Source organism: Microbacterium sp. 69-7, from assembly GCF_001897985.1.
Classification (GTDB): domain Bacteria; phylum Actinomycetota; class Actinomycetes; order Actinomycetales; family Microbacteriaceae; genus Microbacterium; species Microbacterium laevaniformans.
Window position 1 is genome coordinate 1 of the sequence record NZ_MKRU01000028.1, and the last position, 15,245, is coordinate 15,245.

Genomic DNA, 15,245 nt, shown 5'->3' on the forward strand with positions numbered 1-15,245 from the left:
TCGAGCGTGGGCGTGTTGTGGTCCTCGGTCGCGATCGTCAGATCGAGCCGCCGCACCGGACGACCCTCGGCGCGCAGACCATCAAATGCCTGGGGGCTGGTCACCTCGTGGACGAGGTGCAGGTCGATGTAGATGAGGTCGGGCTGCCCGTCTTCGCCCTTCACCACGAGGTGGTCGTCCCAGACCTTCTCGGCGAGGGTCCGCGGGCGGTCGGGAATCGTTGTGCTCATGCTGTCTCGTTCTCCAGATAAGGGGATCAAGCCCGCGACGGACTCCGCGACGAGAGAGGGCTCAGAACGAGGTCTCGTCGCGGCGGCTAAGGAGAAGGCGAGCGATCCGCACCGGCTCAGACTACCACCGCGGCGATCGGCGCCGGATCGTCACCGCTCGTCGAGCGTGACGTCGCGCCCTTCCCTCCGCGCCGCGATGAGGCTCGCCCCCGTCGCGACGACCATCGAGACGACGATGACGCCGAGCGACATCCACGTCGAGATGTCGGGCGCCCACGCGATGTTCTCGCCGCCGTTGATGAACGGCAGCTCATTCTCGCGCATCGCGTGCGCGATGAGCTTGACACCGATGAACGCGAGGATGAAGGCGATGCCGTAGTGCAGGTACTTCAGACGGTCGAGAAGGTCGCCGAGCAGGAAGTAGAGCTGGCGCAGGCCCATCAGCGCGAAGATGTTCGCCGTGAAGACGATGAAGGGGCTCTGCGTGATGCCGAAGATCGCGGGGATCGAGTCGAGCGCGAACAGCAGGTCGGTCATGCCGATCGCGACGAACACGATGATCATCGGGGTGAACATGCGCTTGCCGTCGACGAGCGTGCGCACCTTCGGACCGTCGTAGTCCTCGCTGATGTCGATCGTACGACGCAGCAGCCGCACGACGACGGACTCCTTCTTGATCTCCTCGTCGTGGTCGCCGCCCGGGAACGCCTGCCTCCACGCGGTGTAGATGAGGAAGGCGCCGAAGATGTAGAACACCCAGCTGAACTGCTCGATGATGGCGGCCCCGGCCAGGATGAACAGTCCGCGGAGGACCAGCGCGATGATGATGCCCACCATCAGCACCTTCTGCTGGTAGCGCCGCGGCACGGAGAACTGGCTCATGATGAGCACGAAGACGAAGAGGTTGTCGATCGACAGGCTGTACTCGGTGAGCCAGCCGGCGACGAACTGGCCGGCGTACTCCCCGCCGGCGAACAGCCACATCAGTCCCGCGAAGATCAGCGCGAGAGTGACGTAGAAGACGACCCAGAGGCTCGACTCCTTGGGCGTCGGAATGTGCGGCCGCTGTGCGATGAGGGCGAGATCGGCGACGAGGATCAGCACCAGAACGATCAGCGAACCGATCTCGAACCAGACGGGGAGGTCCATGCAGGCCTTTCGAGGGGATGACGAAACGTCGAAAGTCTCTCCCCCGTCAGCGGTGCTGCGGCGCGCGCCCGGGAACCCGACGTCGGGCCCGTGGTGACGGGCGCGCGAGAACGGGATACTCCCTCTCGCTGCGACCAGGATACCGGCTTCGAGGATGCCGAGTTCTCTGAGACGATTCGCCGCTCGCGGACACTCATCCAGTGAGAGACGATGAGGACACCATGACCGACCACTCCGGCCTGCGCACCGACGCGGAGCTGGTCGCGGCCGCGGCCGCGGGCAGCGACCTCGCCTTCCGTACGCTCTATCGCTCCTACGTGCGCGCCGTCTACGCCGTGGCGCACGCGCTGGTGGGCACGGCGACCGATGCCGAGGACGTCACGCAGGAGACGTTCCTCGTGGCGTGGCGCAAGATCGGTGGGCTGCAGCTGGAGAGCGAATCCCTCCTGCCGTGGCTCGTCACCATCTGCCGCTTCCAGGCCGCGAACCGCGTCCGGCGTCAGAAGCGCGACCGCGAGCACCTGGCGACAGGAGTCGACGAGACCCTTCCGGCGACGATCGATGTCGAGCGTGCGGTCATCGACGCCGACCTCGCCGATCGGATCGCGGCTCAGCTGTCGACGCTCGGCGAACTGGATCAGGAGATCTTCCGCCTGTGCGCGGCCGAGGGCTACGGCTACCGCGAAGCCGCCGACCGACTCGGCGTCAGTCATGGTGCGGTCCGAAACCGCCTCTCCCGCATCCGCAGCTCGCTGCGCACCACCATCACCTCGGAGGGGTCATGACCACGGAAGACAACGCACTGCCTGAGCTCGCCGACGACCGTGTCGAAGTCATTGAGCAGCGACTCTTCGCCCAGATCGCGGAGGAACGCAGCGCCCAGTGGCAGAAGGCGGAGAGGGAGCGTGCGCGCGCTGTGCGCCGCGGACGTCTCTGGATGGGCGGTGCCGCCGCAGCGGCGCTCGTCGCGGTGTCCGCGATCATCGCTCCGTCCGTGCTGCACGGAGTCTCCGGCTCGTCGGGAGCGTCGTCCCTGACGTCCGTCTCGCTGGAGGGTGGCAGCGCGATCGCCACCGCCCCGGACACCCGCGCCGAGGGCATGAGCGGCGCAGACTCCTCAGGCGGCGCGGCAGCCTCCGCTGGTACTGCTGCGGTGAACACCGCGGACCGGCAGATCGCCGTGAGCGCGTCCGCCACCGTGGACGTGCAGAACGCGGCATCCGCGGCGCAGGCGATCGCGACGGCGGCAGCTGATGCGGGCGGATACGTCGAATCTCAGAGCACGGGGACCTCGCCCGGGCAACCGGCCGCTCCGCTGCCCGACATGGGCAAGATGATGCCCGCTCCGGCGAGCGCCTGGATCACGGTTCGGGTCCCCGCCGATGCGCTGTCGCAGGTCGTGAACGGACTGTCCACGCTCGGCACCGTCACCGCATCGCAGACCGACCGGCGGGACGTGACGACCGAGACCCTCGATCTTCGGGCTCGTGTCAGCGCACTGGAGACCTCCGTCGCACGCCTGACCGACCTCATGAAGCAGTCGAGCTCCACGGCCGACCTCATCGCCGCCGAGTCCGCGCTCTCCGAACGCCAATCGGAGCTCGACTCCCTGCGTCAGCAGTTGACCTGGACCGAGTCGCAGGTCGCCATGTCGACGCTCACGGTCTCTCTGCTGGAGCCGTCCCCCGCCGTGACCGCCGACCCGGCCGGCTTCGGCGATGGCGTCGCCGCCGGGTGGAACGGCCTCGTCGCCACGCTCAACGCCCTGGTCGTCGCGGTCGGGTTCCTGCTCCCGTGGCTCGGCGTGGGGCTCGTCGTCACGGCCGTCGTGGTGCTCGTCGTGCGAGCGCGTCGACGCCGTCACAGCCGACGGAACGCTTCCGCGGAGGGGTGATCGGTTCCACGACGACGGCGGTGACGACAGAAGCCCGGTCCGTCTGGACCGGGCTTCCGTCGTGGTGACCCCAGCGGGATTCGAACCCGCGTTACCGCCGTGAGAGGGCGGCGTACTAGGCCGCTATACGATGGGGCCGTACCTTTTTCGCTGCGTAAGCAACCGTTCGATTATGCCATGACGATCGACGCCTCACCAAATCGAGACCGGACGGGGCGCCCGGCTTGCCCCGATCGCACGACAGGCGTTGACTGAGCGACATGCGCGTCACCAAACACGAACACGCCTGCCTGCGTCTGGAGCGCGAGGGCAGCCAGCTGCTCATCGATCCGGGAAGCTTCACGCTTCCGCTGCAGGATCTCGCCGGGACCGTCGGAGTCGTGCTCACCCACGAACACCCCGACCACTGGACGCCCGAGCATCTCCGCCGCATCCGGGAGCACGCGTCCGACGTGCCGATCTACGGCCCCCAGGGCGTCGCAGACGCGGCCGCCGAGTTCGGCCTCACCGTCGTCGCTCCCGGGGACGCCGTGACGGTCGGCCCCTTCTCGCTCCGCTTCTTCGGCGGGCGCCACGCCGTCATCCACGAGTCGATCCCTGTGGTCGACAACGTGGGCGTGCTGGTCGACGAGGAGTTCTACTACCCCGGCGACTCCTACGCCGTCCCCGCGGGCGCGGACGTCCGGCTGCTCGCCGCCCCCGTCGGCGCTCCGTGGCTGAAGATCGGCGAGGCCATGGACTTCGTCCTCGCCGTGAAGCCGGAGCACTCGTTCGCGACGCACGACATGACACTGTCCCGCATCGGGCTCGACATGCACCGCGGGCGTCTGCACTGGGCCACCGAACAGGGCGGCGGACGGTTCAGTCCCCTCGATCCGGGCGACGCGATCGATCTCTGACACCCCGACGACGACGGATGCCGCGACCCCCGGTCACTCCGGGAGTCGCGGCATCCGTGCGTGTGCGCCGATCAGGCCTCGGCGTCGTGGTCGGTCTCGAGGAACGCGACGAGCGAATCGAGTGCGGCGTCGGCACCCTCACCCTCGGCCTTGAGCGTCACGACTGTGCCCTGGGTGGCGCCCAGACCCATCAGCGTGAGGATGCTCCCGGCGTTGAGGTCAGGACCGCCCTCGACCGCGATCGTCACGGGGACGCCGGTCTGCTGGACCGCCTGCACGAAGAGCTTCGCGGGGCGCGCGTGCAGACCCGAGCTGCTGGCGACGGTGGCCTGGCGTTCTGCCATGGGATCCTCCTTGGATCGGTCGTTTTCTTCTGTGTTCGAGCCTAGGCGCTGACGGCTTCGGGAGAAACCGCGTTGGCGCCGGACATACCCTCGTTGGCGGCCGATCCGCGGCGCGCGAAGCGCTTGAGAGCGACGACCGAGAAGGCCGCGACGACCGTACCCGCGGCGATGGCGACGAGCCACAGCCAGAAGTTGTCGATCGCGAAGAAGACGAACACGCCGCCGTGAGGCGCCTTGCTCGTGACGGCGAACGCCATCGAGAGGGCACCGGTGACCGCGCCGCCGAGCATCATGGAGGGGATGACCCGGAAGATGTCGGCCGCGGCGAACGGGATCGCGCCCTCGGAGATGAACGCCGCGCCCAGCAGCCAGGCCGCCTTGCCGTTCTCGCGCTCCGGCTCGGTGAAGAGCTTGCGGTCGATGACGGTCGAGGCGAGGGCCATCGCGAGCGGCGGGACCATGCCGGCAGCCATGACGGCGGCCATGATCTGCAGGTAACGCTCGTCACCGGCGATGCCGGCGGCGAGGTTGCCCGTCGCGAACGCGTAGGCGACCTTGTTGACGGGGCCACCGAGGTCGAAGCACATCATGAGGCCGAGGATGACGCCGAGGATGATCACGCCGGCACCGGTCAGACCGGACAGCCAGTCGTTGAGGGCCTTGGTCAGCCACGCGATGGGACCGCCGAGCACGAGCAGCATGAGCCCGGAGGCGAAGATCGAGCCGAGCAGCGGGATGATCACGACGGGCATGAGTCCGCGCAGCCAGCGCGGCACGTCCAGGCCGTTCAGCCAACGCGCCGCGACACCGGCCAGCAGACCACCGACGATGCCGCCGAGGAAGCCTGCGCCCATGAAGCCCGCGACCGCGCCCGCGACGAAACCGGGGGCGATACCCGGTCGGTCGGCCATGCCGTACGCGATGTAGCCGGCGAGGGCAGGAACCAGGAAGCCGAACGAGAGCGCACCGATCTTGAACAGCACCGCGCCGAGGTAGACGATCAGCGATGTGTCGCCGAGGTTCCACAGCGTCGACGCACCGAGGATCTTGTCGGCGTCGAACGCGATCGTATAGCCGCCGAGCAGGAAGCCGAGCGCGATGAGCAGACCGCCGCCCGCGACGAACGGGATCATGTAGCTGACGCCGGTGAGCAGGGCACGCTTGATGCTCGCGCCGTACGACTCCCCCGCACCCGACGTCGCGGTGGATGCCGCGGCCGCCGAACCGCTCACGCGCGCGGCGTTCGGGTTCTTCGCGGCGGCGATCGCTTCGGCGACCAGCTGAGCCGGCGCCTCGATGCCGCGCTTGACGCTCGCGCGCACGACGGGCTTGCCCGCGAAGCGCTGGGGCTCGCGCACGTCGACGTCGACGGCGAAGATGACGGCATCCGCCGCCTCGATGATCTTCGGGTCGAGCGCCTTGTATCCGCTCGAGCCCTGCGGCTCGACGATGAGGTCGACGCCGTCCTTGCGGCCCTGCGCGGTGAGCGCGTCGGCGGCCATGAAGGTGTGCGCGATGCCGGTGGCGCAGGCGGTGACCGCGACGATGCGCGCGGGGCGCCCGTCGATGAGGTGGGCGCTGTCCGCCGTTGCGGTCGACGCGGCAGCCGGTGCCGCTGCGGGAGAGCCGGTGCCCGAGACCGCCGAGGTCACGAGGGCGACCACCTCTTCGGGCGTCGCGGCGGCGCGCAGGCCCGCCGTGAAGTCCTCGCGCATGAAGCTGCGCGCGAGCTGCGACAGCACGGCCAGGTGCTCCTCGGCCGCCGTGTCGGGGGCGGCGATGAGGAACACGAGATCGGCCGGGCCGTCGTCGGCGCCGAAGTCGATGCCGGGCTTCAGCCGCGCGAAGGCGAGCGTCGCCTCGCGCACCGCTGCGCTCTTGGCGTGCGGGATCGCGATGCCGCCCGGAAGGCCGGTCTCGTCGGTCTGCTCGCGCTTCCAGGCGTCTGCGGCCAGGGCCGCGGCGTCCGTCGCGCGCCCCGCCGCCGCGACGCGCGCGGCGAGGGCGTCGATGACGGCCCGCTTGTCGGTGCCGAGCGACTCGTCAAGGCTGACGAGCGCCGGCGTGATGATCTCTGACACGGTGACCTCCAGTGGTCGTTTGGGTTCAGGGTTGTTTTCAGAGGGTGAGGGCCCTCACCGGCACCTCGCCGGGGAGGAGATCTGCGGGGGTGGGCGCCTGGGTTCCCGGAAGCGATGCCGCCGCCGACCCGTACCGGATGCCGCTGCGCACACGTTCCGCGGGACTGCCCCCCGCGATGTCCGCGAGCAGGAAGCCCGCCAGGGAGCTGTCGCCGGCGCCCACGGTGCTGCGGACGCGGGTGGGCGGAGGGGTTCCGAACCAGGCACCCTCGGAGTCGACGAATACGGCGCCGTCGCCGCCGAGAGTGATGAAGGCGGCACCGACGCGGGCCGGCACGAGCTCGCGAGCGACCGCGAGCACGGCCTCGGGCAGCGGTCGGGTCGCGTCGAGAGGAATCCCGGTCAGCTCGACGAGCTCGTCGTCGTTGGGCTTGATGAGCTCGGGGCGTCCGCGCTCCACCACCGCGCGCAGCGCCGGGCCGGACGTGTCGACCGCGATGCGGGGCGCCGCGGTTCCCGCCGCACGAACGGCGGTGATCACGTCGACGTAGAAGTCGTCCGCGAGGCCCGGCGGCAGCGACCCGGCGAGGACGAGCCAGTCCGCCCCCTCCGACGCCCGGACGGTCGCGTCGATGAGGGTCGCCGCGTCGGCCGCGCCGCGCGTCACTCCCGGAAGGTTGATCTTCGTGGTCACGCCCTCACCGTCGGTGAGCGTCAGGTTGGCCCGGGCGGCACCCGGCAGCGGCACCGCGAGGACCGGCACATGAGCGGATCGCAGCACGGCCGCGAACGGGTCGTCGGCATCCAACGGAAGGACCGCGCGGCTCGCGGCTCCGGAACCGGTGAGCACGCGGGTCACGTTGATGCCCTTGCCCCCGGCATCCTCCCGGACCGCCAGCGCCGATTGCACCTCCCCCACGCGCAGCGCATCGGACAGGGTCACCGTGCGATCGAGGGACGGATTGGCGGTCAGAGTGACGATCATGCGATCCACACCTCCACATCGGCGTCGCCGAGAGCGGCGACCAGGTCGGCAGGGGGCTCGGCGTCGGTGACGAGAATGTCGAGGTCGGCGAGGCGGCCGAAGGACACGAGGAGCTCGCCGTCGAACTTCTCCGCGTCGGCGAGGACCACGATCCGGCGGGCCGAGGCGATGACGGCACGCTTGACGGCTGCCTCGTCGGGGTCGGGGGTGCTGAGCCCGAACGCGGCCGACAGTCCGTTCGTGCCGATGAAGGCGAGGTCGGGTCGAAGGCGCGAGATCGCATCGACGGTCTGCGCGCCCACCGCGGCGGCCGTCAGCCCGCGAACGCGGCCGCCGATCGCGGTGAGGTTCAGCGCCGGTGCTCCGGCGAGCAGGTGCGCGACCGTCATCGAGTGCGTGACGACCTCGAGCGGGTGCGCCGTCGTGGCGCGCTGAGCCAAGAGTCCCGCCAGCGCGGCCGTGGTGGTGCCCGCATCGATGTATACCGAGCCGTCACCGTGGGTGCCGATGGCGTCCAGCGCGCGCGCCGCGATGGCGAGCTTCGCATCGGTGCGACGCTGAGTGCGCTCGACGAAGGAGGTCTCCGCGGTACTGACGCGGGTGCGGGTGACGGCTCCCCCGTGCACGCGACGCACGAGGCCCGCCGACTCGAGCTGATCGAGGTCGCGGCGAACCGTCTCGGTAGTGACGCCGAAGCGGCGAGCGAGATCGATGACGACGACCCGACCCTCAGTGGTGATCAGCTGCTCGATGAGCTGCTGTCGCTCCGTTGCGTACACGGTTCCTCCTTGAATAGCCACACGTTACAACACAAACACAGCCGCATCAACACACCAGACCAGGAAAAACCACATCACGCGCAGAAGGGCCCCGATCCGAAGACCGGGGCCCTTCTGTCGCGCGGCGCGCGGAGGGATGCCGAGGCTCAGGCCTCGCTCATCACCGTGACTTCCTGCTGACCGCGTGCAGCCAGAGCGGCGGCGCGAGCGGCGATGCGACGCTCCTGTTCGATCTGACCGGCGTCCAGCGTCTCCTGGTCGACGGGGTAGCTGTCCACCTTGTTCACGCCGTTGTACTTGGCGATGTAGGCGTCGAGCTCGGGACCCGACTCCCACGAGGTGATGAGGCAGTACCGGGGCTCCGTGCCGTAGTGGGCGGCGGCGTGCCACAGCCGCTGCGTGTCGACGATGAGCTGCGCGCCGGCCGGCAGGGCGATCCGCGTCTCCTCACTCGGATCGGTGCGGTTCTCGCGCAGCACGAAATAGCTCGTGGTGTCGTCCGTCAGATTGAAGAAGCCGCGCACGACCCAGCCGGTGCCGTCCGGGTTCAGGCGGTTGTTGTCGTCCTGGTGCAGGTTGTAGAGGCAGTCGGCATAGGTGTTCGGCTGCAGTTCGATGATGCGGCAGCGACCGACGTTCGCACCCGGCTCCTGCGCGCGCGCCGTCAGCGTGGGCGCGATGGCGGTCTGCGAGTCGATCCAGACGCCGTCCTTGTCGGTGCGCGGCGGCTTGTGGTTCCAGAAGCCGTTGCACTCGATCTCACCCTTGGCCGACGCCAGCGGTGCGAAGCGGGTGTCGCCCGAGGACTTCCAGTCGACGTACTCGACGTCGAGCCACTCCTTCGGGTCGATCTCCTTGTTGTAGCGGTCGAGGACGACGTAACCGGTCTCCTCGAGAGCCGCGCTCTTGATGTAACCCATGACGGATTCAACCTTTCTGCCGGACAAGCGAAGTTTTTACAGGCCCGACTGAGGCAAGCCTACAGAGCGGCGATGTGAACGCGATTAGACTCGACGGCGGTCATCGAGAGCGAGCGCGGAGGCGACACGGACAGCATGAGCAGCGGTACGGAACTCGCCCCCTCGGTCGCGGCGGCACACGTCTCGGCCACCGCTGTCGCGACGATCCGATGGCTGTCGGCATCCGACACGACCATCGTCGTGCCCGTCTACCAGCGTCAGTACCGGTGGGACATCGGCGGTTGCGAGCAGCTGCTGTCCGACGTGCGCGCCGTCGCCGACGCCGGCACCGGGCAGACGCACTTCATCGGCTCGATCCTCTCGACCGCGTCGAGCTCGTCCGACGACAACGCCCACCTCGTGCTCATCGACGGGCAGCAGCGCATCACGACCCTGATGCTCCTCGTCGCCGCGCTCCACCACACCCTCCGCGATGACGACCCCCGGCTCGCCGCCGAGCTCGAACGGGTGCTGGTGCGCGCGGACGACCCCACCCGGACGAAGCTGCGCCCGCATCGCGCCTGGGCGGACGTCTTCGAGAGCGTCGTGCTCGGACGCCGCGCACCCGGCGAGGAGATGCGCGAGTCGCGCTTCGACGACAACTACGCGTTCTTCCGCAGCCAGATCCGCCCCGACGAGGCCGCCCACATCTGGCGGGGCCTGGAGCGCCTCGAACACGTGTCGATCACCCTGGGCGCCGACGCGAACGCCCAGCAGACCTTCGAGAGTCTCAACTCCACCGGCGAGCCGCTGCGTGACCACGAGCTGATCCACAACTACGTCCTCATGGGACTCTCGCACGCCGAGCAGGGCGAGATCGAAGACGAGTATTGGATGCCGATCGAGCACGACACCGGCGAGCAGATCGGCGACTTCTGGCGCCACTACCTGGTCATGCTCACCGGGCGCGAGGTCACGGTCGCCGGTGAGCGGGGCGTCTACGACACCTTCCGTTCCCAGTTCCCACGCCTCGACCTCGCGACGCTGCGGGAGCGCGCCGCGCAGTGGCGTCGCTACGCGGGCATCTACCGGATCCTCCTCGATCCTGCGCGCGCCGACGACCCCGTCATCGCACGACAGCTGGCCTACCTCAACACCTTCGGTCGCAGCATGTACCCCCTGGCGCTGCGACTGCTTCACGACCACGGCGAAGGAGACCTCAGCGCTGCCGAGCTGCGTGTCTCGCTCGAGCACGTGCAGTCGCTGCTGCTGCGACGCACCGTCGTGGGCGTGACGACCGACCGCCTGGTCGCGCGCCTGTGTCGGGCCGCCGCACTGTCCCGCGACGCCCTGGCGCACGCGATCGCCCGGATCACGCCGTCGGACGAACGCACCCGGGTGGGCCTGAAGTACACGGAGCTGCCGTACCCCGCCTATGTGCTGAAGCGACTGGCGGGCGACATCGACGTTCCCGGCATCGGCCTCGAGCACATCGCCCCTGCCGCACCCTCCGACGACTGGTCGCCCGACGGCATCCGCCGATGGGCCGACCTCACCGACGACGAGCAGAACAGCTTCCGCGCGCTGGCACCCACACTCGGCAACCTCACGCTGCTGGAAGACCAGCTCTTCGAGCGGGCGTTCGACGCCTCGTTCCCGCAGAAGCGCGCGATGTACGACGAGAGCGCCGTTGGGATCACGCGCGCGATCGCCCGCGCCGAGACGTGGAGCACGGCAGCCATCGCCGCGCGCACGCAGGCACTGACCGAGCTGTTCCTCCAGGTGTGGCGTCGCCCCGCCGTCGTCAGCATCGACGACGACAATCTGACGCCCATCCTGGATGCCGTGAAGCGTCGGGGCTGGCCGCGCGGATGGCAGCGCGAGTTCGACTACGTCGAGTTCCGCGGCGAGCACTGGGAGGTGCCGGACATCCGCTACCTCTTCAACCGCATCTTCAAGCGTCTGTGGGCCGACTCCCGCCAGAGCGTCATCGATTTCAGCGCGCGGCGCGGCGGACCGGTCTATCCCGCGAAGGCGTGGAACGGCCAGTGGGACGAGCTGGCCGACGGTCGATACCTCTACATGGGCTGGGACTCGAAGTACATGCTCACTGCGGTTCAGGGCGTGCTCGACGAGGCGGGGTGGGCCTCGGAGGTGTTCGTCAAGTACTCCTACATCGGTAACGCGATGAAGTGATCGGAGCCCTCATTCCTCGCCGATCGATGACGCCTCGCCGCTCCCGCACTGCGCGGGGCACGGCACAACGCTGGCGCGACGTCCGGCGACAGGTCGACGCCATCGACGTCGCGACTTTCGCGGCGGTGGCGCGCACGCGCAGCCCGCTCCTGGACACGACGATGCCGGCGCTCACACGTGCCGCCGACCGCTCGGTGCTGTGGATGGCCGTCGCCGGTCTGCTCGCGCTCCTCGCTCGTGGGCGCGGCCGGCGCGCCGCGGCGCGGGGGCTGGCGGCCATCGGGGTGACGAGTCTTCTCGCGAACCAGGTCGCCAAGCGCCTGCACCGCCGCCCTCGACCGTCCATCACGCAGGTGCCGACGAGGCGGCTGGCCCGGCGTATTCCGGACTCCACCTCGTTTCCCAGCGGTCACTCGGCCAGCGCCATGGCCTTCGCCGCGGCCGCATCTGCCGAGATGCCCGCGTTGACCGTTCCCCTGCGTGCCCTCGCCGGGCTGGTCGGGTTTTCCCGTGTCGCCACGGGAGCTCACTACCCGTCGGATGTGGCGGCAGGCTTCGCCCTCGGCGAGGCGATCGCCTGGCTGACCACTCGCGCCGTGCCGGTCGAGCGCGTCAACCCCCTCCAGGACGCGCTCGCTGTGCACGCCGGCACTCCGCACCCGGACGGTGCCGGGATCGCGCTGGTGATCAACCCGCGCTCGGGTTCCGGGCGTGCGGGGCGCATCCTCCCCGCCGTGCGCCGCGCCCTCCCCCGCCTGCGGGTCGTCGAGCTCGGCGCCGGCGACGACTATGCAGAAGTCATCCGCGCGACGGCAGCCGACTGCGAGGTCCTCGCCGTCGCCGGCGGGGACGGCACGGTGCAGCAAGCCGCGGACGCCGCCCGCGAACGCGGCATCCCGCTCGCCGTACTGCCGACAGGCACGTTCAATCACTTCGCCAAAGACCTCGGCATGTATCCGCTGTCGACGGCGATCGCGGCGATCCGGGCGGGCACGGTCGCGAAAGTCGACCTCGGGGAGGTCAACGGCAAGATTTTCGTGAACACGGCCAGCGTCGGCGCGTACACCGATTTCGTGACGATCCGGGAACGCTACGAACACCGCATCGGCAAGCCGCTGGCCGCGGTCGTCGCCGCCGTCAAGACACTGGGGGCCGCTCGGGCCGTCCGGGTCCGGGTACGCGACCTCGACGGTGAAACGGTCGATGCCCGCTTCAGTCTTCTCTTTCTGGGCAACGGAAGGTACGAGCCGCGGGGGTTCGCTCCGGTGCACCGGGCGACGCTCGACGATGCGCGACTGGATCTGCGGGTGCTCGGCGTCTCGCGTCTCGGCTCCCGCGCGCGGATCTTCGTCGATCTGTTCACCGGACGGATCTCCCGCAACCGTCGCTACCAGGAGTTCTCGGATGCCGAGTTCGACCTCGAGCTGCTGGGGGGCCCGTATCGCATCGCCCGCGACGGCGAGCTCGGCGAAGAGGTCGATCGCCTCCGTGCTCGTGTGCTCCCCCGCGCCCTCACCGTGATCGCTCCGGCAACCTCCGCCCGCTGACGGCGCGATCGTCACCATTGACACGGCTCACGGGGGCTCTCAGCCGCCGGCGCGGCGCTACGCTCGCGCCATGGAAGCGCCTGTCGACTGGTCGGCACGACCGCGGAAGCTCGATGCCGAGGAGTGGGCGCCGGTGGTCGAGGCGGCATCCGGGCTCCCCGGGCCCCGCGCCAACCTCCGCCTCGTCGCGGCTGCGGCCGCGATCGCGGGGGCTCGGGAGGTCGATGCCCTGCTGCGATCCGGAAGCGAGTTCGCAACGATGTGCGCCGCCGCGGCAATCGCTCGCCGCGCCGCGGATCCCCAGGAGCAGGCACGTGCACGCGACCTGGCGTGCGACGGACGGTGGCGTGTTCGTGAAGGCGTCGCCATCGGACTTCAGCTGTGGGGCGATGTGGAGCCGAACGCGATGGCCGAGGCGGCCACGACGTGGGCGCGCGATGCCCATCCGCTCGTTCAGCGCGCCACCGTCGCGGCGATCTGCGAGCCACGGCTGTTGACGTCGCCGCGCGAGGCGGCTCGGGCCGTCGCCGTCTGCGCGACAGCCACCGAGAGCCACCGCTCGCTGTCCGCCGACAGGCGACGTGATCCGGACGTTCGTACCCTGCGCCAGACGCTCGGGTACGGCTGGAGTGTCGCGGTCGCCTCCGACCCCGCCCCGGGGTTGGCCGTGTTCCACGCCCTCGCGCTCGACGATCCCGACGTCGCATGGATCGTGCGGGAGAACCGCGCCAAGAAGCGCCTCGCCGTTCTGCTGACCCCGTCGCCGCCTCACGAGCACGCGTAGAGAGTGAATCCGAGCGCGCTCTCCTTCGACGTCGAGGTCTTCCCCTGCCCGCCGCCCGCCGTCGACGGCCAGGAGCGCAGCGCGTGACACGACGCCGCGCGCACGGCGACCGCCACCGGATCGGTCTTCGGGGCGTGATCCTTCACGACGATCAGGTGCACGCCGGACGCGATACGCGCGCGGACCTCTGCCGCCGTGAACACCACGGCTTGACCGGAGTATCCACCGTCGGTGAGTACTTCGGTCCCGGTCGCGTCGATGACGGGAGCGGCGATGCTCCAAGAGTCCGTCAGGAACAGCGGGGCGCCGTCCACACCGCCGCCGGCAGCCCGCGCCGCCGTGACCAGTTCGATCAACGGGGGCGTGATTCCCGGCAAGCCGCCCCAGAGCTGCGGCGGTGACGGCACGAACGCCTGAGACGCCGACCCCGTCGTGGCCGACGGCTTCACCCCCACGTAGGCGTCTCCCCCGCTCCCGTCGCGTGAGGCATCGACGACCTGCGCAGAAAAGATCGCGGGCCCCGCCAGAACGGCGACCGCCGAGGCCACCACGATGCCGCGACCGAGACGTCGGCGCACGCTCGGCGACAGCGCCGCGGCGACCACCAGTGCGCACGTCACGCCGGCCACGATCATCATGGCGAGCGTCAGAGATCGCGGCATCCGTGACAGCGCGGACAGCGCGATGAACCACGCAAGCTGCAGCGTGACCAGAACGGGCAGCGCCGCGCGCGCCCACCCTCTGGCGTCGGCGCGGAGCCGAACCGCCTCGCTGATTCCGAGCGCGGCCAGGAGGGCGAGCTGGATGCCGATCGCCGACAGATATGCCGTGTGAGGCATGCGCGCCGCGGAGAGGATCGCGGCGCCGGTCGCGAGCCACACGACGAGCACCACGAATGTCGCCGGCCCCGCGCCCCATCTGACGGAGGGAGGAGCGGTAGCCCCCCGTCGCCGCCAGGCGCCAACCGCGACAGCGACAGCGACACCCAGAATGATGCCGAACATCGCCGCAGGGTAGAGCCAGCCAATCTCACCGACATACGCGGGATCGATGAGCTTCGTCGCCGACGCTGAGGCGCCGGCAGCGCCGGTACCCGATCCGCTCCGCACAGCGCCGGCGATGGCGTTGGGAAACAGCCGATCGATGCCGTTGTATCCGAACACCATGGCGAAGACGTCGTCGTCGGTGGAGCCGTCCACGAAGGGTCGCGACCCCGCCGGAACCAGTTCCATGGCGATCATCCACGACAGCGACGTCACCACCGTGCTCGCGAGAAGCACGCCGACGCGGGCGAGACGGCGGAGCCATCGGCCGTCGCCGACGATGGCCGTACCGATCACCAACGCGGGCACGATGAACCATGCCTGCATCATCTTGGCCTGGAAGCCGATGCCGATGAACACGCCGGCCCACACCAGCGGCCAGAGGCGGCTCGTCAGCGCCGCACGTTGCCACCAG

General features: G+C 69.7%; 14 protein-coding genes and 1 tRNA gene. 6 read left to right on the top strand and 9 right to left on the bottom strand.

Annotated features, from left to right (window positions below; all coding sequences use genetic code 11):
* Both BGN98_RS02855 and BGN98_RS02860 read right to left on the bottom strand, forming a co-directional pair.
* On the bottom strand, positions 1 to 230 hold a 230-nt coding region (locus BGN98_RS02855), incomplete at its 3' end, for an aconitase family protein (RefSeq protein ID WP_288119448.1).
* Between the two features lie 150 nt (positions 231 to 380).
* Entirely contained in the window at positions 381 to 1,379 is a 999-nt protein-coding gene (locus BGN98_RS02860) for a TerC family protein (protein ID WP_036285280.1), read from the bottom strand.
* A gap of 221 nt (positions 1,380 to 1,600) precedes the next feature.
* Between BGN98_RS02860 and BGN98_RS02865 the strand changes: the two genes are divergently transcribed.
* Both BGN98_RS02865 and BGN98_RS02870 read left to right on the top strand, forming a co-directional pair.
* Positions 1,601 to 2,164, top strand: a complete 564-nt coding sequence (locus BGN98_RS02865) for an RNA polymerase sigma factor (protein ID WP_036285277.1) — start codon at positions 1,601 to 1,603, stop codon at positions 2,162 to 2,164.
* On the top strand, positions 2,161 to 3,273 hold the full coding sequence (locus BGN98_RS02870; RefSeq protein ID WP_036285275.1) for a DUF4349 domain-containing protein: 1,113 nt from the start codon (positions 2,161 to 2,163) through the stop codon (positions 3,271 to 3,273). The genes BGN98_RS02865 and BGN98_RS02870 overlap by 4 nt, the downstream gene beginning before the upstream one ends.
* A 62-nt stretch (positions 3,274 to 3,335) precedes the next feature.
* Here the strand turns inward: BGN98_RS02870 and BGN98_RS02875 are convergent.
* Positions 3,336 to 3,411 (bottom strand) — tRNA-Glu (locus tag BGN98_RS02875).
* A 122-nt stretch (positions 3,412 to 3,533) separates the two neighbouring features.
* Here BGN98_RS02875 and BGN98_RS02880 point away from each other — a divergent pair.
* Positions 3,534 to 4,172, top strand: coding sequence for an MBL fold metallo-hydrolase (locus BGN98_RS02880; protein ID WP_036285223.1), 639 nt, complete (start codon positions 3,534 to 3,536; stop codon positions 4,170 to 4,172).
* A gap of 71 nt (positions 4,173 to 4,243) precedes the next feature.
* Here the strand turns inward: BGN98_RS02880 and BGN98_RS02885 are convergent, their stop codons facing one another.
* The 5 genes from BGN98_RS02885 to BGN98_RS02905 all read right to left on the bottom strand — a co-directional run bounded on the left by BGN98_RS02885 (position 4,244) and on the right by BGN98_RS02905 (position 9,281).
* A complete protein-coding gene (locus BGN98_RS02885) occupies positions 4,244 to 4,516 on the bottom strand; it encodes an HPr family phosphocarrier protein (protein ID WP_016465022.1) in 273 nt (90 codons plus the stop codon).
* 41 nt (positions 4,517 to 4,557) lie between these two features.
* Positions 4,558 to 6,597 (bottom strand): PTS fructose transporter subunit IIABC, encoded by a 2,040-nt coding sequence (locus tag BGN98_RS02890; RefSeq protein ID WP_288119453.1) that lies wholly within the window; start codon positions 6,595 to 6,597, stop codon positions 4,558 to 4,560.
* 37 nt (positions 6,598 to 6,634) lie between these two features.
* The gene (locus tag BGN98_RS02895; RefSeq protein WP_288119455.1) at positions 6,635 to 7,582 is read right to left on the bottom strand and encodes a 1-phosphofructokinase family hexose kinase; all 948 of its coding nucleotides are present in this window, start codon (positions 7,580 to 7,582) and stop codon (positions 6,635 to 6,637) included.
* Positions 7,579 to 8,361: a DeoR/GlpR family DNA-binding transcription regulator gene (locus tag BGN98_RS02900; protein WP_288119457.1), complete on the bottom strand. Its 783-nt coding sequence runs from the start codon at positions 8,359 to 8,361 to the stop codon at positions 7,579 to 7,581. The genes BGN98_RS02895 and BGN98_RS02900 overlap by 4 nt, the downstream gene beginning before the upstream one ends.
* A gap of 146 nt (positions 8,362 to 8,507) precedes the next feature.
* Complete coding sequence (locus BGN98_RS02905) at positions 8,508 to 9,281, bottom strand: hypothetical protein (RefSeq protein WP_039415559.1); 774 nt, start codon at positions 9,279 to 9,281, stop codon at positions 8,508 to 8,510.
* A gap of 135 nt (positions 9,282 to 9,416) precedes the next feature.
* Here BGN98_RS02905 and BGN98_RS02910 point away from each other — a divergent pair, with 135 nt between their 5' ends.
* The 3 genes from BGN98_RS02910 to BGN98_RS02920 all read left to right on the top strand — a co-directional run bounded on the left by BGN98_RS02910 (position 9,417) and on the right by BGN98_RS02920 (position 13,787).
* Positions 9,417 to 11,456: a DUF262 domain-containing protein gene (locus BGN98_RS02910; RefSeq protein WP_288119459.1), complete on the top strand. Its 2,040-nt coding sequence runs from the start codon at positions 9,417 to 9,419 to the stop codon at positions 11,454 to 11,456.
* Positions 11,457 to 11,581: 125 nt separating this feature from the next.
* Complete coding sequence (locus BGN98_RS02915; RefSeq protein ID WP_288119460.1) at positions 11,582 to 13,003, top strand: bifunctional phosphatase PAP2/diacylglycerol kinase family protein; 1,422 nt, start codon at positions 11,582 to 11,584, stop codon at positions 13,001 to 13,003.
* A gap of 70 nt (positions 13,004 to 13,073) precedes the next feature.
* Positions 13,074 to 13,787 carry a HEAT repeat domain-containing protein gene (locus tag BGN98_RS02920; protein ID WP_288119462.1) on the top strand — a complete coding sequence of 238 codons (714 nt, stop codon included), beginning with the start codon at positions 13,074 to 13,076 and terminating at the stop codon, positions 13,785 to 13,787.
* Here the strand turns inward: BGN98_RS02920 and BGN98_RS02925 are convergent.
* Positions 13,772 to 15,245: 4-amino-4-deoxy-L-arabinose transferase (locus BGN98_RS02925; protein WP_288119464.1), on the bottom strand; the 1,474-nt coding region annotated here is incomplete at its 5' end. The genes BGN98_RS02920 and BGN98_RS02925 overlap by 16 nt on opposite strands.